Origin of the sequence: Streptomyces sp. NRRL S-920 (assembly GCF_000717945.1) — a bacterium.
GTDB classification, from domain to species: Bacteria; Actinomycetota; Actinomycetes; order Streptomycetales; family Streptomycetaceae; genus Streptomyces; species Streptomyces alboniger.
The window spans coordinates 58,501-79,843 of record NZ_JODF01000013.1 but is presented as its reverse complement, the minus strand read 5'-3'; the positions used below and the strand labels follow the sequence as shown (position 1 = coordinate 79,843).

At 72.5% G+C, this 21,343-nt stretch carries 20 protein-coding genes and 1 tRNA gene; 5 read left to right on the top strand and 16 right to left on the bottom strand.

Features of this window, described 5'->3' with window-relative positions:
- Nucleotides 1-218: 218 nt before the first annotated feature.
- From IG54_RS0112130 to IG54_RS0112110, 5 genes are all read right to left on the bottom strand, one after another.
- Nucleotides 219-292: transfer RNA gene (locus IG54_RS0112130), tRNA-Pro, on the bottom strand.
- A gap of 108 nt (nucleotides 293-400) precedes the next feature.
- Nucleotides 401-781 carry an MmcQ/YjbR family DNA-binding protein gene (locus IG54_RS0112125; RefSeq protein WP_030781334.1) on the bottom strand — a complete coding sequence of 127 codons (381 nt, stop codon included), beginning with the start codon at nucleotides 779-781 and terminating at the stop codon, nucleotides 401-403.
- 89 nt (nucleotides 782-870) lie between these two features.
- Nucleotides 871-1,854 (bottom strand): alpha/beta fold hydrolase, encoded by a 984-nt coding sequence (locus tag IG54_RS0112120; RefSeq protein WP_030781332.1) that lies wholly within the window; start codon nucleotides 1,852-1,854, stop codon nucleotides 871-873.
- Between the two features lie 206 nt (nucleotides 1,855-2,060).
- Complete coding sequence (locus tag IG54_RS0112115; RefSeq protein WP_106976991.1) at nucleotides 2,061-2,624, bottom strand: helix-turn-helix domain-containing protein; 564 nt, start codon at nucleotides 2,622-2,624, stop codon at nucleotides 2,061-2,063.
- Nucleotides 2,625-2,709: 85 nt separating this feature from the next.
- Entirely contained in the window at nucleotides 2,710-3,609 is a 900-nt protein-coding gene (locus IG54_RS0112110; protein ID WP_030781325.1) for a LysR family transcriptional regulator, read from the bottom strand.
- A gap of 550 nt (nucleotides 3,610-4,159) precedes the next feature.
- On the opposite strand from IG54_RS0112110, the gene IG54_RS42900 reads away from it, so the two are divergent.
- Nucleotides 4,160-5,065 (top strand): aminoglycoside phosphotransferase family protein, encoded by a 906-nt coding sequence (locus tag IG54_RS42900; RefSeq protein WP_030781322.1) that lies wholly within the window; start codon nucleotides 4,160-4,162, stop codon nucleotides 5,063-5,065.
- A gap of 18 nt (nucleotides 5,066-5,083) precedes the next feature.
- Here IG54_RS42900 and IG54_RS0112100 read toward each other — a convergent pair whose 3' ends face one another.
- Together IG54_RS0112100 and tdh are read right to left on the bottom strand one after the other, a co-directional pair.
- On the bottom strand, nucleotides 5,084-6,289 hold the full coding sequence (locus tag IG54_RS0112100; protein ID WP_030781319.1) for a glycine C-acetyltransferase: 1,206 nt from the start codon (nucleotides 6,287-6,289) through the stop codon (nucleotides 5,084-5,086).
- Between the two features lie 106 nt (nucleotides 6,290-6,395).
- On the bottom strand, nucleotides 6,396-7,424 hold the full coding sequence (gene tdh / locus IG54_RS0112095; protein ID WP_030781316.1) for an L-threonine 3-dehydrogenase: 1,029 nt from the start codon (nucleotides 7,422-7,424) through the stop codon (nucleotides 6,396-6,398).
- A gap of 322 nt (nucleotides 7,425-7,746) precedes the next feature.
- Here tdh and IG54_RS0112090 point away from each other — a divergent pair, with 322 nt between their 5' ends.
- Both IG54_RS0112090 and IG54_RS0112085 read left to right on the top strand, forming a co-directional pair.
- Entirely contained in the window at nucleotides 7,747-10,308 is a 2,562-nt protein-coding gene (locus tag IG54_RS0112090; RefSeq protein ID WP_051819451.1) for a polysaccharide lyase 8 family protein, read from the top strand.
- A 65-nt stretch (nucleotides 10,309-10,373) separates the two neighbouring features.
- Nucleotides 10,374-12,257, top strand: a complete 1,884-nt coding sequence (locus IG54_RS0112085; RefSeq protein ID WP_030781310.1) for a DUF2264 domain-containing protein — start codon at nucleotides 10,374-10,376, stop codon at nucleotides 12,255-12,257.
- A 6-nt stretch (nucleotides 12,258-12,263) separates the two neighbouring features.
- Here IG54_RS0112085 and IG54_RS0112080 read toward each other — a convergent pair whose 3' ends face one another.
- The 6 genes from IG54_RS0112080 to IG54_RS0112055 form a co-directional block, all read right to left on the bottom strand.
- Nucleotides 12,264-12,791 carry a GAF domain-containing protein gene (locus tag IG54_RS0112080; protein WP_030781309.1) on the bottom strand — a complete coding sequence of 176 codons (528 nt, stop codon included), beginning with the start codon at nucleotides 12,789-12,791 and terminating at the stop codon, nucleotides 12,264-12,266.
- The gene (locus IG54_RS0112075; RefSeq protein WP_030781305.1) at nucleotides 12,788-13,381 is read right to left on the bottom strand and encodes a GTP-binding protein; all 594 of its coding nucleotides are present in this window, start codon (nucleotides 13,379-13,381) and stop codon (nucleotides 12,788-12,790) included. Before IG54_RS0112075 ends, IG54_RS0112080 begins: the two co-directional genes overlap by 4 nt.
- Entirely contained in the window at nucleotides 13,359-13,730 is a 372-nt protein-coding gene (locus tag IG54_RS0112070; protein ID WP_030781302.1) for a DUF742 domain-containing protein, read from the bottom strand. The genes IG54_RS0112075 and IG54_RS0112070 overlap by 23 nt, the downstream gene beginning before the upstream one ends.
- A 2-nt stretch (nucleotides 13,731-13,732) precedes the next feature.
- Nucleotides 13,733-14,167 (bottom strand): roadblock/LC7 domain-containing protein, encoded by a 435-nt coding sequence (locus tag IG54_RS0112065; protein WP_030781299.1) that lies wholly within the window; start codon nucleotides 14,165-14,167, stop codon nucleotides 13,733-13,735.
- An 89-nt stretch (nucleotides 14,168-14,256) separates the two neighbouring features.
- A complete protein-coding gene (locus IG54_RS0112060; protein WP_051819450.1) occupies nucleotides 14,257-16,062 on the bottom strand; it encodes a sensor histidine kinase in 1,806 nt (601 codons plus the stop codon).
- A gap of 416 nt (nucleotides 16,063-16,478) precedes the next feature.
- Nucleotides 16,479-17,708: an MBL fold metallo-hydrolase gene (locus IG54_RS0112055; protein WP_030781293.1), complete on the bottom strand. Its 1,230-nt coding sequence runs from the start codon at nucleotides 17,706-17,708 to the stop codon at nucleotides 16,479-16,481.
- Between the two features lie 143 nt (nucleotides 17,709-17,851).
- Between IG54_RS0112055 and IG54_RS0112050 the strand changes: the two genes are divergently transcribed.
- Nucleotides 17,852-18,424 carry a TetR/AcrR family transcriptional regulator gene (locus tag IG54_RS0112050; RefSeq protein WP_199809532.1) on the top strand — a complete coding sequence of 191 codons (573 nt, stop codon included), beginning with the start codon at nucleotides 17,852-17,854 and terminating at the stop codon, nucleotides 18,422-18,424.
- Nucleotides 18,425-18,500: 76 nt separating this feature from the next.
- Here IG54_RS0112050 and IG54_RS0112045 read toward each other — a convergent pair whose 3' ends face one another.
- Entirely contained in the window at nucleotides 18,501-19,307 is an 807-nt protein-coding gene (locus tag IG54_RS0112045; RefSeq protein ID WP_106976990.1) for an SGNH/GDSL hydrolase family protein, read from the bottom strand.
- Between the two features lie 280 nt (nucleotides 19,308-19,587).
- Here IG54_RS0112045 and IG54_RS0112040 point away from each other — a divergent pair, with 280 nt between their 5' ends.
- Complete coding sequence (locus tag IG54_RS0112040; protein ID WP_030781287.1) at nucleotides 19,588-20,385, top strand: tyrosine-protein phosphatase; 798 nt, start codon at nucleotides 19,588-19,590, stop codon at nucleotides 20,383-20,385.
- 30 nt (nucleotides 20,386-20,415) lie between these two features.
- Here the strand turns inward: IG54_RS0112040 and IG54_RS37875 are convergent, their stop codons facing one another.
- Entirely contained in the window at nucleotides 20,416-20,532 is a 117-nt protein-coding gene (locus IG54_RS37875; RefSeq protein WP_037896943.1) for a DUF6126 family protein, read from the bottom strand.
- A gap of 53 nt (nucleotides 20,533-20,585) precedes the next feature.
- A complete protein-coding gene (locus IG54_RS0112030) occupies nucleotides 20,586-21,275 on the bottom strand; it encodes a helix-turn-helix domain-containing protein (RefSeq protein ID WP_051819449.1) in 690 nt (229 codons plus the stop codon).
- Nucleotides 21,276-21,343: the final 68 nt, after the last annotated feature.

Genomic DNA, 21,343 nt, shown 5'->3' with positions numbered 1-21,343 from the left:
ACTGGTCACAGGGACCGTAGGGGCCCCGACCAGACAGGGGCAGGGGCGAGCGAGCCAACTTTGTTCGACGAACGGGTGCACGAGCGCGGGGTGGAGGTTGCCGTTCCGGCACCAAATGAACGGTGCGGGAATCCCTGTGGCCCGCCGCTCCCCAAAAACGATCTAGGGGCCGTTTCAGATTGCTCTGAAACGGCCCCTAGACCTACGACTCTTTCGAGTCGGGACGACAGGATTTGAACCTGCGACCCCTTGACCCCCAGTCAAGTGCGCTACCAAGCTGCGCCACGTCCCGTTGCCCGTGTGACCTGGGGTTTCCCCCGGCCGAACGTGCACGGAAACAATACCGCACTCTGACCGGTGATCGCTCACCCTTTCCTTGGCCGGCCACGGGGCCCCGGCGTCATTCCGAGGCCGGAACTCCCAACTCCGGGTGTTCCTCAAGGAGCCGGGGCGGCGCGGCCTGGCGCCAGGAGTCCGACAGGATGTCCGTCAGCTCCTCCTTGTCGAGCGCCGCGAGGCGCACCCGCACCCACGCCGAACCCGCCTCGTGCGCGGCGACCCAGAACTTGTCCGGCTCGGCCAGGACCAGCTCGTCCCGCTCGACCTTCGGGCAGCGCACCGCGATGGACGTCTCGTCGTCGGGGACGGTCACGAACATCTTTCCGGACACGCGGAACGTGGGCATGCTCCACGCGATCTTCTCCACCGTGTCCGGCAGGGCGAGGGCGATGCGGCGCACGTCGTCGGAGGTGACGCGGGCCCGGGATCTGGACTTCGACATGGCATGAACCGTAGCCAACGCCACTGACAGTCAGCCGCCGAGCGGTGACCGGCCCGCCCCGGGGCGGGCGGCCCTCACAGCACCCGCCCTCACAGCACCCGCTTGTCCAGCCACGCGGTCAGGTCCTCGTGGACCTCTTCCCGGTTGGTCTCGTTCAGGATCTCGTGGCGCGCGTCCGGATAGCCCTTCCACGTGAGGTCCTCCACTCCCACATACCTGAGGTCCTCCAGGAGTTCGTGGACCAGGGTCATCCGCTGGTTGCACGGGTCCTGCTCGCCGACGGCGATGTGGATCGGCAGATCGGCGGGCACGCGCGCGAGGTTGCGCGGATCGTTGATCTTGCGGATGCCCCGCATCCAGTCCAGGGAGAGCCCGGCGGAGAAGGCGAATCCGCAGCGCTCGTCCGCCGCGTACGCGTCGACCTCCGCCTCGTCCCGCGACAGCCACTCGAAGCCGGTGCGGTGGGTGTACGGGTCGTTGAAGGAGGCGAAGAGGTCGGTGACGTACGAGGAGATCGCGGCGCGGCCGCGCTCGGCGGTCTCGCGCTCCAGGCGGGCGATGGCCCCTTGCGGATCGGCGCCGGGCAGCGAGCGGAACGTGCCCGAGAGGATCACTCCCGCGAGGCCGTCCGCGTACTCCTGGGCGTAGTCCCGCGCGAGCATCGAGCCGAGGCTGTGCCCCAGGAGGAAGAACGGGAGTCCGGGGTGCAGGGTGCGCACCTGGTCGCCGATGGCCTTGAGGTCGTCGACGATCGCCCGCCAACTGTCGGCCTCGTCGGAGCCGTCCGCCCCGGAGGTCACCCCATAGCCGCCCGTGGCCTGTGCGGTGGCGCCGTGTCCGCGGTGGTCGGAGGCGACCACGCCGTAGCCGTGAGCGGTGAGGTGGCGGGCGAACCGGTCGTAGCGCAGGGCGTGTTCCATGGCTCCGTGCGCGATCTGGACGTAGGCGCGCGGCCTGCCGTCGGCCGGCAGCCAGGTGTACGTGGCGACGGGCACGCCGTCGGCGGCGTTGAGCAGTCCGGCGGTGTAGGTGGTGGCAGAAGGAGAGGGGGTGTCGGCGGCTCGGTCGGGCATCGCGCGGGCTCCCTGGGCGTGGTTTCCTGCGGGCGGCGGGGTGGTTGCGTACGGGCTTTCGCCTCAGCCTCCCCCACGGGCGGGGCCTCATGCGGGCCACTGAGGGATTCGGCGGGGCCGAGAGCGGCCAGGTCGTCCGCGCGCTCCAGGAGCCGGGCCGCGTCGAGGCGCCCCGGCACCCCGGGGACCGTCACGGCTTCACGACCTCACGGCTTCACGACCACGAGGGCGTAGCGCACGGCCTGCCCCCCCAGGCAGCGGAAGCGCGAGGCGCCCCACAGCCGGTAGCGCAGGCAGTCGCCGGTCCGCAGGGCGTGCGACTCCCCGAGCACCGTGACCTCCAGGGCTCCTTCGAGCACCCAGATGTGCTGCTCGAGGCCGGGCACGGGGGGCCGGTCGTAGTCGATGTCGGCGCCCGGCTGGAGGCGGCCCTCGACCAGCTCGCCACGCATTCCGAGGTGCGGCGGCGAGACCGACCAGCGCATGAAGCCGGCGTCGTCGTCCGCCCAGACCGCCTGGTCGACGGCGCGCACCAGCTGTGCGGGCTCCGCCTCTACCTCGCTCAGGAGCTGCGACATGGTCCGTTCGTAGACGGCGCAGAGGCGGTTCAGGAGGGCCGCGGTGGGGCTGATCTCCGCGCGCTCGGCCCGGGACAGGGTGGAGCGGCTGATCCCGCTCAGCTCGGCCAGCTCACCCAGGGACCAGCCGCGTTCGGCACGCAGCTCGGCCAGCCGGGCGGCGAGGCGCGCGTCGACTCCTTCGTGTTCCATATTCGGCACGCTAACCCGCATACGGGATGTCGACAAGGTGCTCTTCGTGGCTGAAAGGTGACGGCGGACGTGCGACGTCCGGGGGTCAGCCCGCCGCCTCCCCGAGAGCCGCGAGGACCGGACGGATCAGCGGGTGTCCCTCCGCACCGCACCGCACCGCCGCGAACACCCTGCGCGTGGGGGCCGCGCCCTCCACCGGGCGCACCACTGCGCCCGACACGTCCATGCCGCGCAGTGCCGAGCGCGGTACCAGGGCGACGCCCGCGCCGGCCGAGGCGAGCGCCACCACCGCGCGGAAGTCGTCCGACCAGTGCTCCAGCAGGGGCTGGAACCCGGCCTGCTCGCAGGCGAGGACGACGACGTCGTGGCACGGGTTTCCGGCGAAGGGGCCGATCCAGGCGTCCTTGGCCAGCTCGGCCAGCGGCACCCGGTCGGCGGCGGCAAGCCGGTGACCGAGCGGCAGCACCGCGTCGAACGGCTCCGCGTACAGGGGTACGCGCGTCAGGCGGGGGTCGTCCGCGCCCGGCCCCCCGCGGTACTCGACGGCGACCGCGACGTCCACCTGTCTGTCGAGCACCATCGGGAGGCTCGCGTCGCCCTCCGCGTCCTGGACCCGGACCCTGATGCCGGGGGCGGAGGCGGCGAGGCGGGCCAGAGCCGGGGCGACGACCAGGCCGATGCCGGTGGCGAAGGAGGCGACGGTGACCGTGCCGGCCTCGCCGGAGCTGTACGCGGCGAGTTCGGCCTCGGCGCGCTCCAGCTGGGCGAGGACCGCGTTGGTGTGCGTCAGCAGGATCTCTCCGGCGGCCGTCAGGCGTACGCCGCGCGCCGAGCGGTCGACCAGGCGGTGGCCCGTCTCCTGCTCCAGGGCGGTGAGCTGTTGGGACACGGCGGAAGGAGTGAGGTACAGCGCGGCGGCGGCAGCGGTCACGGTGCGGTGGTCGGCCACCGCCCGGAGGATGTGCAGCCGCCGCGCTTCGATCATGCGCCCGATTCTCCCAAACCGGAGGCATCGGCCGCACCACCGGTCACGCCCGGCGTGGGTGGCGGGGCCGGACCACGCGCACCCCCTCGCGCCCCGGCGCCTTCCGCGCCTCAAAATCGGTCGACAGGCGAGGCCGCGAAACCGCACTGTGAGGGCTCCGAGCGACCACCGGCCGCCGAGCGCCGATCACCGACCGCGGTCCTCAATCACCGATCACCGGCCGCGATCCTCGGTCACCGGTCACCGATCACCGATCACCGATCACCGATCACCGATCACCGATCACGGTCCTCGATCACCGACCGCGGTCCTCAATCACCGACCACAGACCGCTGTCCCCGACCGCCACCACCGACCACCGACCGCCCTCCCCAAGCGCGACCACCGGCCGCCCTCCCCAAGCGCGACCACCGGCCACCGACCACAGACCGCCGTCCCCGAGCGCCACCACCGACCACCGACCGTGGTCCCCCACCACCGACCACCGACCGCCGCCTCCGCCCGCCGCGCGAAGCGGAAAGCGGAAAGCGACCCCAGGCAGGAGCTGTCCTTGGCGACCGAAAGCACCCCGGCCCCCCATCCCCGGCCCCGCCCGGCCATCGACGCGGCCCTCGCCAGGCGTCTGGTCGACACACAGTTCCCGCACTGGGCCGAGCTGCCTCTCAAGCTGCTCGCCCCGGCCGGGTCGGACCACGTGATCTACCGCCTGGGCGAGGAGCTGTCCGTCCGGCTGCCCCGCCACGCCGACGCGGTCGGGCAGGCCAGGAAGGAGGCGCGGTGGCTGCCCCGGCTCACCCCGCACCTGCCGCTGGCCGTCCCCGAGCCGGTGGGGGTGGGAGAGCCCGGGCTCGGCTATCCCTGGGCCTGGGCCGTCTCCCGCTGGCTGGAGGGCGAGGTGGCGACCCCTGAGGCGCTGGGCGACTCGCCCAGGGCCGCCGTACGACTCGCGGAGTTCCTCGCCGCCCTCCAGAAGTGCACGCCGGACGCGGCCGAGGCGGCGCCCGAGGACGTCCGCGCCGACACGCTCGCCGACCGGGACCGCGACACCCGCGATGCCATCGGCGAAGTCGCTGACGTGTTCGACGCCGAGGCCATGACCACGCTCTGGGACGCGGCCCTGAGCGCCCCCGGATGGGACCGTGCGGCGGTCTGGTGCCACGGCGACCTCCACACCGGCAATCTGCTCACCGTCGACGGACACCTCAGCGCGGTCATCGACTTCGGCGAGCTGGGCGTCGGCGACCCGGCCTGTGATCTGACCATCGCCTTCACCCTGATGTCACCCGGGAGCAGGTCCGTCTTCCGCGATGCTCTCGGCGTCGACGACGCCACGTGGACCCGTGGCCGTGGCTGGGCCCTGGCCACGGGTCTCAACGCGTACACCACCTACGCCGCCGAGAACCCCCGCGTCGCCGCGCAGACCACGCGCCAGATCACCGCGGCCCTGACCGGCTGAGCGACGCCTTCGTCCGCGTCACGCCGCGCCCGACTCCCCCAGCTCCGCGCGCGCCGCCACGAACGCGTCCACCGCGCGGTTCACGTCCTCCGTGGAGTGCGCCGCGGACAGCTGGACGCGGATGCGGGCCGCGCCCTGCGGCACCACCGGGTACGAGAAGCCGATCACGTACACGCCCCGCTCAAGGAGCAACTCGGCCATGCGGCCCGCCACAGCCGCGTCGCCGATCATGACCGGGGCGATGGCGTGGTCGCCGGGCAGGACGTCGAAGCCCTCTTCGGTCATCCGCGAGCGGAACAGGGCCGTGTTGACGGCGAGGCGCTCACGCAGGTCGCCCGCCGACTCCAGGAGGTCGAGGACCTTCAGGGAAGCCGCCGCGATCACCGGGGCAAGGGTGTTCGAGAAGAGGTACGGGCGCGAACGCTGGCGCAGCAGAGCGACGATCTCGGCACGGGCCGCCACGTAGCCGCCGGAGGCACCGCCGAGCGCCTTGCCCAACGTACCGGTGATGATGTCGACGCGGTCCATGACACCGTGCAGCTCGGGGGTGCCACGCCCGCCGGGGCCGACGAAGCCGACGGCGTGCGAGTCGTCGACCATGACCATGGCGTCGTACCGGTCGGCGAGGTCACAGATCTCCGCGAGCGGGGCGACATAGCCGTCCATGGAGAAGACGCCGTCGGTGACGATCAGCCTCCGCCGGGCCCCGGAAGCCTCCTTCAACTGCTGCTCCAGGTCCGCGAGATCGCGGTTGGCGTAGCGGAAGCGGCGTGCCTTCGACAGCCGGATGCCGTCGATGATCGAGGCGTGGTTGAGCGCGTCGGAGATGACCGCGTCCTCGGCGCCGAGCAGGGTCTCGAAGACACCGCCGTTGGCGTCGAAGCAGGAGGAGTAGAGGATCGTGTCCTCCTGGCCGAGGAACGCGGAGAGCCGGGCCTCCAGTTCCTTGTGGACCTCCTGCGTGCCGCAGATGAAGCGGACGGACGCCATGCCGTAGCCCCAGCGGTCCAGCGCCTCGTGCGCGGCGGCGACGACCTCGGGGTGGTCGGCGAGGCCGAGGTAGTTGTTCGCACAGAAGTTCAGGACCTCGCCGGGGCGGCCGCCCGCCGTGACGGCGACGGTGGCGGACTGCGGGGTGCCGATGACGCGCTCGGGCTTGTGCAGCCCGGCGGCGCGGATCTCGTCGAGGGTGGCCTGGAGGTCTTCGCGGACGGAGTCGAACATACGTAATCCTTCGAGATACGAACCGTGGAGAGCCGGACGGATCGGTACGAGTCAGGGGAAGAAGGGCCCGTCAGGGACGAGGGGCGCGTCTGGGACGAGGGACGCGTCAGGAGGTCCAGTCGAGGATGACCTTGCCGCCGCGGCCGCTCGCCGCGTCGTCGAAGGCCGCCTCGAAGTCACGGTGGCCATAGCGGCCCGTGATGACGGGCGCCAGGTCGAGGCCGCCTTCGAGCAGCACGGACATCGCGTACCAGGTCTCGAACATCTCACGGCCGTAGATGCCCTTGATCGTGATCATCGAGGTGACGATCCGCGACCAGTCGACGGCGAACTCCTCGGCCGGCAGGCCGAGCATGGCGATCTTGCCGCCATGGGTCATGTTGGCGACCATGTCGCGCATCGCGCGCGGGTTGCCGGACATCTCCAGGCCGATGTCGAAGCCCTCGCGCAGGCCGAGCGCGCGCTGGCCCTCGGCGATCGGGGCGTCGGCCACGTTGAGCGCGAGGCTGACACCGACCTTGCGGGCCAGTTCGAGGCGCTCCTCGCTGACGTCCGTGATCACGACGTTGCGGGCACCGGCGTGCCGGGCGACGGCGGCCGCCATCAGGCCGATCGGTCCGGCCCCGGTGATCAGCACATCCTCGCCGACCAGCGGGAAGGACAGAGCGGTGTGCACGGCGTTGCCGAACGGATCGAAGATCGCGGCCACGTCGAGGTCCACCGGGACGCGGTGCACCCATACGTTGCCCGCGGGCAGCGCGACGTACTCCGCGAAGGCGCCGTTGCGCCCGACGCCGAGGCCGACCGTGGCGCGGCACAGATGGCGCCGTCCGGCCAGGCAGTTGCGGCACTTGCCGCACACCAGGTGGCCCTCGCCGCTGACCCGGTCGCCGACCTTGATCTCCGCGACGTCGCGGCCGGTCTCCACGACTTCGCCGACGAACTCGTGTCCGACCACGAGGGGCGCGGTGACCGACTGCTGCGCCCAGCCGTCCCAGTCCCTGATGTGCAGATCGGTGCCGCAGATCCCGGTGCGGAGCACCTTGATCAGGACGTCGCCGTGGCCGATGACCGGCTCCGGCACGTCCATCAGCCGGAGGCCCGGCTCCGCTTTCTCCTTGACCAGCGCCTTCAACGCAGCGGCTCCTGTCGTACGTCGCTTCTTCCCCCGACGGCACAGGAATCTTCCTTAAGGAGGCGTTCCGGTCCATCGAGGATTTCTTAAGCGCCGCCGCAGGTTTCCTTCAGACCGCGCCGGTCGCCGGGTCGGCCGAGCCTCACCGGTCCACGTCCGACTGCAAGCGGTTAACCCTCGACAGGTTCCCCTCAGCCCCAGTGTCCGGGCAGAAAGACCGAGAAAGATTTCCGCCCCTCTTGCGCCTCATAGCAACCGCTTACATGCTGTCGCGCAATCGCCTCATGGGTCCCCGACTGCCCCGACACCTCTGGGAGTTCGCATGCCCCTCCCCCTGCCTCTGCCCCTGCCTCGCTCCGGATCCACCGGGCCCAGCCGTCGCACGCTGCTCGCGGCCGGGGCGGCGTCCGCCGTCGTGTCGGCGACGGCGGCAGGCGGAGCGGCGTCGGCGGCCGACCGCGAGAACGCCCACAACACCCACGACGACACCCACGACACCCACGACGCCCACGACGCCCACGAGACCGCCTACGACACCCTCCTCGCCCGCGCCGCGACCCAGCTGACCGGCGGCCCCTTCGACGCCACGGACCCCGACTTCGCCGCCGCGCTCAAGACCCTGGACACCCTGGCGACGACTTGGTGGCGGCGGTTGGACCGCTCGGCGGGCAGGGCCGCGCTGTGGGCCGACCTCTCCCCCGCCTCGGACCCCGGCAACTTCGGCCAGAGCTATACCCGCCTGCGCACCCTCGCCACGGCCTGGGCCACGCCGGGCACCTCCCTCGCCGACAGCGCGGAGGTCATCGAAGCCCTGCTCGACGCGCTGCGCTTCCTGCACTCCACCGGCTACCACCCGGGCCGCACCGAGACCGGCAACTGGTGGTTCTGGGAGATCGGGGCGCCGCGCGCGCTGATGGACACCTGCGTCCTGCTGCGGGCGCGGCTGTCCGCCGAGGATCTGGCCGCGTACACGGCGACGGTCGCGAAGTTCTGCCCGGACCCGGACCGCCGTACGAACGTCCCCTCGCTCTCGGAGACCGGCGCCAACCGCGCCGACAAGGCCGTGATCGTGGCCCTGCGCGGCCTGCTCATCCGGGACGGGGCGACGGTGGCGCTGGCGCGCGACGGCCTGTCCGACATCAGGGGCAGCGGCAGCAACAGCCTCTTCAAGTACGTCACTTCTGGCGACGGCTTCTACGAGGACGGTTCGTTCGTGCAGCACGGATCCGTCGCGTACACGGGCACGTACGGCAGTGTCCTGCTCGGCGGCGCCGGGCAGCTGATCGCACTGCTCGCGGACTCCCCGTGGGCGGTCTCCGACCCGAAGACGTCCGTGCTGTACGACGCGGTCGACCGGACGTTCGCACCGGTGATTTTCGACGGGCTGATGATGGACGCCCTGCGCGGCCGGGCGATATCCCGGGAGAAGGCGCGCGACCACCACGACGGCGCGGCGGCCCTCTCCCACATCCTCCAACTCGCCTCCGGCGCACCGGACTCCTACGCGCGCCGCTGGCGGGCGCTCGTCAAGGGCTGGATCCGCCGCAACGGCACCACCCCCTATCTGGGCCTGGTCGGCATCCCCGCGCTGGCCCGCGCCAAGGCCGTCCTCGACGACCCCGCCATCCCGGCCACCGACCGGCTCACCGGGCACTTCGTCTTCGCCGGCATGGACCGGGTGGTGCACCGGCGGCCCGGCTGGGCCCTGACGCTCTCGCTCTCCTCGAAGCGGATCGCGGCATACGAGGCGGGCAACGGCGAGAACCTGCACGGCTGGTACACCGGCGACGGCATGACCTATCTGTACGACGGTGACGACCTCGGGCAGTTCGGCGACGGCTTCTGGGCGACCGTGGATCCGTACCGCCTGCCGGGCACGACCGTGGACACCCGCGCGCGGGCCGACGTCGGCACCGGCGCGGGCACCGGTACGTACCGACCGAAGAACGCGGTGGCGGGCGGCGCGGCCCTGGACGGCGGCTATGGCGCCGCCGCCATGGAACTCCTCGCCGACGGCAGCACCCTGCGGGCACACAAAGCGTGGTTCTGCCTCGACAACGTGGTCGTCGCGCTCGGCGCGGGCATCAGCGCGAGCGACGGCCGCACGATCGAGACGGTCGTCGAGAACCGCAATCTGCACGCGGCCGGGCCCACCCGGGCGCTGACCGTGGACGGCCACCGACAGCCCGGCCACCAGGGCTGGACCGCGCGGTTCGACCACGCGCGATGGGCCCACCTGGAAGGCACCGGCGGGTACGTCTTCCCCACTTACCCCGGTTCCCCGGCCTCCCCCGCCTCCCCGTTCTCTCCCGGTGGACCCGCCGGGGCGGACGGCGGCCTCGGCCTGCGCGCCCTGCGCGAGGAGCGCACCGGCAGCTGGCGGGACATCAACACGGGCGCGGACACAGGGGGCGGCACCACGCCCCTCACCCGCCGCTATCTGACGCTGTGGCTGGACCACGGCACCTCCCCGAGCACGGCCGCGTACGCCTATGTCCTGCTGCCCGGCGCGACCGCGTCCGCGACCGCCGCCTGGGCACAGGCCCGGCCCGTGCGGATCGTGGCCAACGACACGACCGCCCAGGCCGTCGAGGCGCGCCGCGCGGGCCTCCTCGCCGCGCACTTCTGGCGTCCCGGCACCGCCGCGGGCCTCACTGCGTCGGGCCCCGGCACGGTCCTGGTGCGGCGGGACCACCGGGGCGTCTCGGTGGCGGTCGCCGACCCGGGCCGCACGGAGGCGACCCTGCGCGTCGAACTGCCCTTCCCCATACGGGAGGTACGACGCGCGGACGACACGGTGACCGTCACTCTCGGGCGGCGTCCCGTGCTCACCGTCCAGGTCGGGGGCTCCCGGGGCCGGACGCATACGGCGGAGGTCGTCTGAGTGAGCCCCCGCGCCCATCGCGGGGCGCTCCCCCGGCCGGCCCCCGTCGAGGAGTGTCGAACCCCATGCCCGCACCGCATCTGCCCCTGCCTCCCACCGACCGCGTCCTCTCCCCGCTGACCGGCTGGACCAGGGCGCACTGGGAGGCGCTCGCCGACCGGCAGCTGGACGCACTGGTCCCCTACGCGACGCCGGGCTTCGCGCAGTACCGCCTCCCGGGGCGCCAGAGCCGGTCGGGGGTGGTGTCGGACGGCCTTGAGGGGTACGCCAGGTCATTCCTGCTGGCCTCCTTCCGGATCGCCGGGGCGGGCGGCGAGGTGGACCCCCGACTCATCGAACGCTACGCGCTGGGTCTGACAACGGGCACCGACCGCGGCAGCGACGAGGCCTGGCCCGAACTCACCGACCGCGCACAGCAGATGGTGGAGGCCGCCTCGGTCGCGATCGGCCTGCACGAGACCCGCCCCTGGATCTGGGACACCCTCGACACCCGGGTCCAGGAGCGGGTCGTCGACTGGTTCTCCGGGTTCGTCGGCCGTAGGACCTGGGACAACAACTGGCGCCTCTTCCAGGTGGTGTCCGAGCAGTTCCTCGCCTCGGTCGGCGCCCCGTACCGCCAGTCGGACATCGACGGCGGCCTAGACCGCATCGAGGACTGGTACCGCGGCGACGGCTGGTACAGCGACGGCGACGGACGCAACTTCGACTACTACAACGGCTGGGCGATGCACCTGTACCCGCTGCTGTGGGCGCGGATGGCGGGCCCCGGCGGGGACGGCGGGCGCGGCGAGGTCTACCGCGAGCGCCTCGGCCGGTTCCTCGCCACCTACCCGCACTTCTTCGGAGGCGACGGCGCCCCGGTCCACCAGGGCCGCTCGCTGACCTACCGCTTCGCCACCGTCGCCCCCGTATGGATGGGCGCTCTCGCGGACTGCACGCCGCTGGCCCCCGGCCTGACCCGGCGGCTGGCCTCCGGCACGGCCCGGCACTTCGTCGAGCGCGGCGTCCCGGACGAGCGGGGTCTGCTGCCGCTCGGCTGGTACGGGACGTTCCTGCCCGCCACGCAGGCCTACTCGGGCCCGGCGTCGCCGTACTGGGCGAGCAAGGGCTTCCTCGGCCTGCTGCTGCCCGCCGGCCACCCGGTGTGGACGGAGCGCGAACTGCCGCTCCCCGTCGAGGAGTCCGACCAGTACACCGCGCTCCCCCGGCCGGGCTGGCTCCTGCACGGCACCCGGCACGACGGCATCGTCCGACTGATCAACCACGGCAGCGACCACAACCCGCTCGAAGGCGCCGCCCAGGACGACCCGCACTACGCGAAGTTCGGCTACTCGACGGCGACGGCTCCCGAGACCGCCCCACGCGCGTGGGAGCGTGCCGTCGACGGCCATCTGGCGCTGCTCGCCCCGGACGGCACGCCGTCCCGACGCGTGCGCATCCATCCTCTGCGGTGCGAGGGGCGCCACGCCTCGTCCCGCCACGACGCCCGGCTGCCGGGCCACGACGAGGTGTTCCCCATCGTGACGACGAGCGCTCTGCACGGCCCGTGGGAGATCCGCGTACACCGGTTGCGGGCCCCCGAGGGCACGACGGTCCGCGAGGGCGGGTACGCGGTGGCCGATGGCGCGCTCCCGCACGCCGAACGCGGCCCCGGCTGGGCCCTCACCCGTACGGCTGCGGGACTCACCAGCGCGGTGGTCGCCCTGCACGGCTGGGACGAGGAGACGGGCACAGCCCGCGAGGTCGCCGCCAACGCCTACGGACCGCACTCCGCGACGCCCTTCCTGACCTTGCCGCAGCACCCGGGCGGGCACAGCCTCCATGCCACGCTGGTCGCCCTCTCGCGGGACACCGTCGACCCGCGGGCGCTGCGCGCGTCCATCACGTGCGCCGTGGACGAGCGGGGCGTGCACGTCCGCTTCCCCGACGGGACGGAGCTTGAGCTGTGAGTGGGGTCAGATCCCGCCGTCCTCCCGCCGGTGGATCCGCTCGACCAGCTCCGCGGCCATCGTCTTGATCGTGTCGAGCCCCGCCCTCCCCCAGCGCCGGGGTTCGACATCGACGACGCAGACCGTGCCGAGGACGATGCCCGTACGGTCGATGAGGGGCGCGCCCAGATAGGAGCGGATGCCGATCTCGTCGACGACGGGATTGCCCGCGAACCGCGGATAGTCGCAGACGTCCTCCAGGACGAGGGCCTTGCGCCGCACCACCACATGTGGGCAGTACCCGTGGTCACGGGCCATGTAGCGCTCCATGGAGCTGTCCGGAGTGTGCAGGCCGGCGAAGAACTGCCGGTTCTCGTCGATGAAGTTGACCATGGCGTAGGGCGCGCCGGTCAGCTCCGCGAGCCGGCCCGCGAAGAGGTCGAACTCCGGGTCGACGCGGTCCCCGATGCCCAGCCCGCGCAGCCGCCGCACGCGCGCGGGGGCTTCTTTGTCGACGGGGGTGAGCAGGAGATGCCCGGTCGGTTCGTACCTCACGTGTGGGCTCCGTAGCTCGGCTCCGGTGCGTGGTTGAGGAGGTGTTTGACGAGGATGAGGAGCGTCTGGATGCCCGAGCTGGAGATCCGCGCGTCGCAGCGTACGACGGGCACTCGGGGGTCGAGGTCGATGGCGGCGCGTACCTCTTCGGGTTCGTAGCGGTGGGCACCGTCGAATTCATTGATCGCGACGATGAAGCCCATGCCGCGCTGTTCGAAGAAGTCCACGGCCGCGAAGCAGTCCTCAAGTCGGCGGGTGTCGGCGAGCACCACGGCGCCGAGGGCGCCTTCGGACAGCTCGTCCCACATGAACCAGAACCGCTCCTGGCCGGGTGTGCCGAAGAGATAGAGCACGTGTTCGGGGTCGAGCGTGATGCGTCCGAAGTCCATGGCGACGGTCGTCGTGGTCTTGTTCTCCACGCCCGACAGGTCGTCGGTTGCCTCGCTGACCGTGGTGAGCAGTTCCTCCGTGCTCAGCGGCGCGATCTCGCTCACCGCGCCCACGAAGGTCGTCTTGCCGACGCCGAAACCCCCGGCGACCAGGATCTTCAGCGCGGTGGGGAAGGGGTCAGAGCTGTCGTCGTAATCCATCGAGCACTGCCTCCAACAGGGACCGGTCAGTGGGGTTGTGAGTGAAGTCCGGGGCCTTCGTGGTGAGGGCCCCGGAGTCGAGGAGATCGCAGAGGATCACTTTGGCCACGACCGCGGGGAGCTTCAGCTGCGCCGCGATCTCGGCGACGGAGGTCGGGGCCCCGCACAGCCCGAGGGCCGCGGAGTGCTCCGGCCCGAGATAGCCGAACGGGGTCGATCCGGTGGCCATCACCTGGGAGAGCAGGTCGAGTTGCGTGGTCGGTCTGGTCCGGCCGTTGCTGACCGTGTAGGGACGCACGAGCCGTCCCGCGGCGTCGTCGAGCCAGGGCCCGTCATGCGGGGCCGCCATGCTCAGCGCCTCATCGACGCGGGTTCCCCGGCGGGCTGCCGGGGCGCGGTGATCAGGTACGGGCGGACGCTCTTGACGAGCATCGCCATCTCGTAGCCGAGGACGGCCGCGTCCGCCTCGCGGCCCGCGAGGACGGCGAGGCAGGTTCCGGAGCCCGCGGTGGAGACGAACAGGAGGGTCGAGTCCAGTTCCACGACGACCTGCCGGACGTCCCCGCCGTCCCCGAAGCGGATGCCCGCGCTGCGCCCGAGGGAGTAGAGCCCCGAGGCGAGGGCCGCCATGTGGTCGGCGCTGTCCGGGTCGAGGCCGTGCACCGACTTCACGAGGCCGTCGGAGGAGAGCAGGACGGCACTGCGGGTGTGCGGCACGCGCTGCACGAGGCCGCTCATCAGCCAGTCGAGATCGGATACATGGCCGGTCGGCGCATCGCTCGCCATGGTGGATCGACTCCTTGAGGTACGACGTACGAGGGTCTGCGGGTGCGGGTACGGAGGGGGCGGGGCGTGGTCGGGCGTCATGGTGCTGGTCAGCCGCCTTGTTCGCCCCCGCCCCGGGGGAGCCCGCCGTCCTGGGGGGTGGGGTCGCGCGCCTCCTGCGCCTGGGCCAGGCCGATGCCCCGCTGGAACGCGGCCATGAGGCCCGGGTCGTGCCCGACGGGGTTCTCGTTGTCGGGGCGCGGGGCCGGGGCGTCCCGCAGCTGGGGTGCGATGTGTTCCTGTGCGCGCCGTTTGGGCAGGCGGGGCCTTTCGACCCGGCCGCGCACGGTGCCCACCAGAGGCGTCAGCGGCGCGGCGGCGTGCTCGGCCGCGGCCTGCCGGTCCTGCGGGCGGATGCCGGGGACGGCGTCGGCGGGCGTGGGCCGGTCCTGGCGGGTGCCGCGCACCGGCAGGGGGGCGGGCGCGGTGCCGTTCGCGGCGTGGGCGGGCGCGGCGGCGTCCGGGCCGGTCGCCTCGTCGGATTGCGGCGGGTACGGCACGGGCACCGGTTCCCGGCGGGCTTCCGGCTGGGGGGCGGCCTGCGGGGGCCGGGGAGCTTCCTGGCGGCCGCCTTCTTGTACGTGATCGGAGGCGCCCCGTGATGCCACCTCGGCCGCCGGGCGCAGCCGTGTCGCGGGCTCCTCCTGCCGCTCGGCGCCCAACAGCTCCTGCGGCAGGATCAGTACGGCCTGTACGCCGCCGTAGATGTTGGTCTGCAACCGGACCGCGACGCCGTGTCTGCGGGCGAGGGCGGAGACCACGAAGAGGCCGATCCGCCCGTCCTGGAGGAGGCTCGCGACGTTCACCTGGTCGGGGTCGGCGAGCAGCCGGTTCATCCTGTTCTGCTCGGTGAGCGGCATACCGAGGCCCCGGTCCTCGACCTCGACGGCGAGCCCGGCGGTCACGAGGTTGGCGCGCAGCAGCACCTGCGTGTGCGGCGCGGAGAAGACCGTGGCGTTCTCCACCAGTTCGGCGAGCAGGTGGATGACGTCGGCCACGGCGTGGCCGCGCAGGGTGCCCTCGATGGGCGGCACCAGTTTGACGCGGGAGTACTGCTCGACCTCGGCGATGGCGGAGCGCATCACCTCGGTCATCGAGACGGGGTTGCTCCACTGGCGGCGCGAGACGGCGCCGCCGAGCACGGCGAGGTTCTCGGCGTGTCTGCGGATGCGGGTCGCCAGGTGGTCGACGTGGAAGAGGCCCTTGAGCAGTTCGGGGTCCTCGACGTCGTTCTCCAACTCGTCGAGCAGGGAGATCTCGCGGTGCACCAGCGACTGGAGGCGCCGGGCGAGGTTGACGAAGACCTCGACCTTCTGTTCGCTGCCCGCGTGGCTGGAGAGCTGGGCGGCCTGGACGACGGCGGTGACGGCGGCGTCCTGGGCACGGGTCATCTCGTCGGCGAGCTGGTCGAACTCGTCGCCGCCCGGCCGGGCCCGGGACGGGGCGCCGCGCGCGGGCGGCTGCTCGCCGCGGCGCAACTGCTCGACGGCCTCCCGCAGTTCGGCCTGGCCGCGCGCGGTGGCGCGGCGCAGGGTGCCGACCCGGTCGTGTACGGCCCTGGCGGCGCGGTCGGCCGCGACGGCGGCGATCACGATGCCCGCGAGGCCGACCAGCGCCGCGGCGGCGAGTACGGCGAGGAGGGCGGGCCCGGGGCGTGCGCCGGTCGACCGCAGCGTGAACAGCACGGCCGCGCAGGCGCTCAGACCGACGGCGACGGCGGGCAGCACGGCGATGCGCAGGAGCTGCGGCCGTATGGGGGTCTCGGGCAGGGCCGTGGCGGACCGGCTGCCGGGCCTGCCGTGCCGTCCGCCCTCACGGCGGTCTGCACGGGCGGCCGGTGCGCGTAGGTGAGACATCTGCGTCCTCGGTACGTTGCGACGGGGCTCCAGCGGGCGGCCCGACTCCTCTTCTGCGACGTCGTTCCGGCGCGGTTCCGACGGAGTTTCCGGCATCGCCGCGCCGGCCGGCAGGTCGCGAGGGCATGCCCGCGCCGTGATCCCTGCGTCGCCCGACGAACACTCACGGTAGTCGGCAACGCATCATGTGCGGTGGGCAGTTGACGAAGTCGGCGGGGGTGCGTCCCGCTCCGGTATGACATCTCGTACGGGAGTCCGATTCCGCTCGCACGCGGGTTCGCGGGATCACTCGTACGCGGGTTCGCAAGGTAACTCGTACGTGGTTCGCATGCGCGTCCGCGAGGCACAAGAGGGCGCCCCGGCCGGAGACGGCCGGGGCGCTGGTGCTGCTCGGTGAGGCTGGTGCCGGACAGGCCCTAGGCGACGGGCGCCGTCTCCGGATCGCCGCTGTCCGCGGCCGTGGCCCGGGGCTCGTCCACGGCCTCGGCGGGCCAGCCGCCGTCCGGCACGACCGCGACGCCGCGCCACCAGGGGGCGGCCGGTACGTTCCGCGCCCCCGGCTCGAAGGGCTCGCCGGGGCAGGGCAGGGCGATGTCGGCGCCCGCGCCGCGCGCCGCGGCGAGCGTGCCCTCGCCTGGCTCCGACCACGGGTGCGGGGCGAGGTTGAACGTCCCCCAGTGGATCGGCAGCATCAGCCCCTGCGGTCGGCCGCCCTGGAGGTCCAGGTGGGCCCGCATGCCCTCCTCGGGCGTCATGTGGATGTCCGGCCAGAACTCGGAGTAGGCGCCGATCTGGACCATCGTGACGTCGAACGGTCCGTGCTCGGCGCCGATGTCCCGGAATCCCGGGAAGTACCCCGTGTCCCCGCTGTGGTAGACGCGGTGCTCGGGGCCCGCGACCACCCAGGAGGCCCACAGGGTGTGCTGCGGGTTGCGCAGGCCGCGGCCGCAGAAGTGCCGCGCGGGCGTCGCCGTCAGGGTCAGCCCGGCCACCTGGGCCGACTCGTGCCAGTCCAGCTCGCGGAGCCGGTCCGCGGGCACGCCCCAGCGCTCCAGGTGGGCGCCGACGCCGAGCGGCACCGCGAACACGGTGCCCGTACCGGCCAGCGCCTTGATCGTGGGCATGTCCAGATGGTCGTAGTGGTCGTGCGAGATGACCACGGCGTCGACCGGGCCGAGGGCCTTGAGGGGCACCGGCACGGGGTGCAGCCGCTTGGGCCCCGCGAAGGAGTACGGCGAGCACCGCTCGCCCCACACCGGGTCGAAGAGCACGCGCCGCCCGTCGATCTCGGCGAGGACACTGGAGTGCCCCATCCAGGTGATCCGCAGGCCGTCGGCCGGCGGCTTGGCGAGGTCCGCGAGAGTCGTGGCGTGCACCGGGATCGTGCCGGCGGGGCCGCGGCGTACGCGCTGCTCCTTGTGGAAGTAGATCTTCGCGAACTCCAGCGTGGACCCCGAGGGCCTGGCCCGCGCCCCTACGGGGTTCTGGAAGGCGCCGTCGGCCACGGAGAAGTTCGGCGACCTGCGGATCCGCGCCAGCCGCGCGCCGGCCGGGTCCGCGCCGAAGGCGGGGGACCGCAGCGTGCGGAGCCCGGGGATCAGGGACCGGGACACGGGACCTCCTGAAAAGGTGGATAGGCCTCCCATTATGTCCACCGCCCGCTGAGCCACATTCCAGGAGGCGGGGTGCGCGGCCGGAACGTCACGTGGTTCGGGCGGCGCGGGCGGGCCTGGGTAGGGTGCACGGCGTGACAGGGGTGCGGTTGAGCGTGGCGGAGCGGCGGGCGGAGATGCTCGTCGCCACCGTCGAACAGATCGAGACGCGGGGCGTGGCCGCCGTACGGATCGCCGATGTCGCGGCGGCCCTCGGAGTGAGCAACGCGCTGGTGCTCTACCACTTCGCGTCCAAGGAGAAGCTGCTCGCCGCGGCCTTCGAACACGCCGCCCGGCGTGATCTGACCCGGCTGCGCAAGCTGCTGGGCCGCCGCACCTCGGCCCTGCGCCGGTTGCGCGCGGCCGTGCGCTGGTACGCGCCGACCGGCCCGGCCAAGGGCTGGCGCCTGTGGATAGAGGGCTGGTCCGCGTCCCTGCGGGAGCCGACGCTGCGCGCGGTGACCCAGGACCTCGACCAGCAGTGGAAGGCCGCGCTCGCCGAGGTCATCGCGGAGGGCTGCGCCGCGGGCGAGTTCCGCTGCCCGGACCCCATGGGCGCGGCCCTGCGCCTCACCGCGCTCCTCGACGGACTCGCCGTCCAGATGACGGTGTACGAGGGTGCCGTGCCCCGCGCCGGGGCCCGCGACTGGGCGGACGAGGCCCTGGCCCGCGAACTGGGCCTGAGGCGCGAGGACCTGTCCGCCTCGTAACGCCGCCCCCTTTGATGGAGCCGGTGGGGCGGGCGGAGCCGACCAGGCGGGCGGAGCCGGCGGGGCTGGCGGAGCGCTAGAGCGGCAGCAAGTCCGGCCGCTTGGCCTCCACATGGTCGCCCGAGCTTTCCCCCCGGATGCGCCGGCCGATCCACGGCACCAGGTACTCCCGCGCCCAGAGGATGTCGTCGCGCCGCAGGTCCAGCGTGCCGCGCGGCGGCAGCGGCGGCCACGCCTGGTCGGGGTCGGCGGGCACCTCCAGGCCGAGGACCTGGGCGGCGCGCAGCGCCACACGGGTGTGGCCCTCGGCGGACAGGTGCAGCCGGTCGCCGTCCCAGGCGCGACGGTCCTGGACGGTCTTGAGGGACCACAGGTCGAGCACCGGGCAGCCGTAGCGGTCCGCGACCGCGCGGACGTGCATGTTGTACGTGGCGATCTTGCCGCGCAGATGCTTGAGGACCGCGACGCCCCGGGTGTCGAACCCGGTGGTCACCATGACCGTGCCGACCGCCGAGGAGAGGTCGGCGACGGCCCGCTCGAAGCGCTCGGCCAGCTCGTCCGGGTCGGTGCCCGGACGGATGATGTCGTTGCCGCCCGCGCAGAACGTCACGAGGTCGGGGGCCAGCTCCTTGGCGCGCGGCACCTGGTCCGCGACGATCTGGTCGAGGAGCTTGCCGCGCACGGCGAGGTTGGCGTACCGGAAGGTGTGCTCGGGTACCCGGTCGTCCAGCAGGACGGCGAGACGATCGGCCCATCCGACGAACGTGCCGCCGGGTCCCGGGTCACCGACGCCTTCGGTGAAGCTGTCGCCGACCGCTGCGTAGGAGTTGAATACGCCGTTGTTGATGGGGTGATTGATGAAGGTTGTCGACTCTGCGCTCACGGAGCCACATCCTTCACCTCCTCAAGTGACCTACGCCACCGTAGGGAGGGGTTGACGGGGCGTGAGATAAGCCACCGGTCAAGATTCACCCAAACCCGGAATAAGCCCCGCCCCGCACTCGAGCCCCCTCGCCCCCCTCTTCCGGGGGCAAGTCCGCGCAACCGTACCGGCCCCGGTGCCACGTGCGCGAAGGGGCGATCACCCGGGGAACCCGTGTCGTATCGTCGAATGCGCATCCACCGGCGCGCCGCGTCGGCCCGCAGAGCCCCGAGGAGAGCCCGTGACGCAGCAGGTCCCGTCAACCGAGCCTGAGCTTGCCGGAGTGCGCAACTTCCGTGACGTGGGCGGGCTGCCGACCGTGGACGGCCGCCGCATCCGCCCCGGCAGGCTCTTCCGCAGCGGCCACCTGGCGCACGCCACCGCGGCCGACACGGCGTTCCTCACCTCGCTGGGCCTGCACACGATCTTCGACTTCCGCAACGCCGCCGACCAGCGCCTCGAAGGCCCGGACGTGGAGCTGCCCGGCGTGCGCAACGTGAACCTGCCGCTGACCGACCCGGCCGACGGCGCCGAGTTCTGGAAGATGGTCCGCGACGGCGATCTCGACCAGCTGCGCGCCATCCTGTCCGACGGCAAGGCCGCGGACCGGATGGCGTCCTCGTACCGCACGATCATCAAGGAGCGCACGGCCGAGCACAGCCGGGTGCTGCACGCCCTCGCCGAGGACAGCGTGCCCGCGCTGATGCACTGCGCGGCGGGCAAGGACCGCGCCGGTCTTTCGATAGCGGTCACACTGCTGGCCGTCGGCGTCGAGCGTGACGCCATCGAGGCGGACTACCTCGAGTCGAACGCGGCGCACCGCCGCTACAAGGTGCACCGCAGCAGCGACTCCCCGAACGCGATGTCCCCCGAGGTCATGGAGCTGCTCAACCCCCTCTTCGACGCCCGCGCCGAGTATCTGGCGGCGGCGTTCGAGACGATCGAGCAGACCTGGGGCGACTCGGACACCTATCTCTCGGAGGGCCTCAAGGTGACGCCCGAGACCCGTGAGCGGCTGCGCGAGCGGCTCCTCGACTGAGGCGGGTCCCCTCCGAATCAGGCGGCTCCCCTACTTGTTCTGTGCGCCCAGTTCGAACAGCAGGTAGATGAAGGCGGCGAAGAGGTGGCCGACCGCCACATAGATGATCAGGCGGACCCAGAGAGCGCGCGGGAACTTCTCCTCCATCGTGCTCTCGGCGGGCCGCTTTGGTCGTACCGGTCCCTGCGGGTCGGATTCCGTCATGTCGGTTCTCCCTGGGTGGGGCCGCCGAGGCACAGCGCGGTGGCGGGGCTCTGGAGCAGCGTATGGACGAAGAGGAGATCGGCGCCGCCCCGGTCGGCGGCCGCGATTCGGTGCGGGGTCAGCGAGTCGAAGTGCGCGCTGTCCCCCGGCGCGAGCGTGTGCGTGGCGTCCCCGAGCCGCAGCCGCAGCCGCCCGCCGAGGACGTACAGCCACTCCTCGCCGGGATGGACGCGCACGATGTCGCCCTGCGCGCCATTCGGGACGTGTACGCGCAGGGCCTGCATCCCCCGGCCGGGGGAGCCCGCCTGCCAGTAGGTCCAGCCACCGGCCCCGGTCGGCTCCATGTCCGCGGCCCTGACGACCGCGTCCCGGCCGGCGACCGTCTCGCCGAGCAGCTCGGAGACCGTCGTACCGTAGACGCGTGCGAGCGCGAGCAGCATCGGCAGCGAGGGCTGGCGCTGCCCGGTCTCCAGGCGGGACAGATGGGCGGGCGAGAGGCCGGCGGTACGGGCGGCGGCCTCCAGCGTGAGGGACGCGCGGCGGCGCAGCTCACGCAGTTGCGGCGCGACGGCGGGCAGTGCTTCGGCTGAATCGGCCGCCTCGGGCGGCCCGGTCGGCCCGGTCGGCTCGACGGGGTCAGCGGGCCCGACGGGGGCAGCGGGCTCGGCGGGCTCGGCGGGGGTCATACGCCGATTCAGCCAGAGGATTGCCTCTCGGGCAACTTTCTTGCCCGAGAGGCAAAATCCCTCCCTGG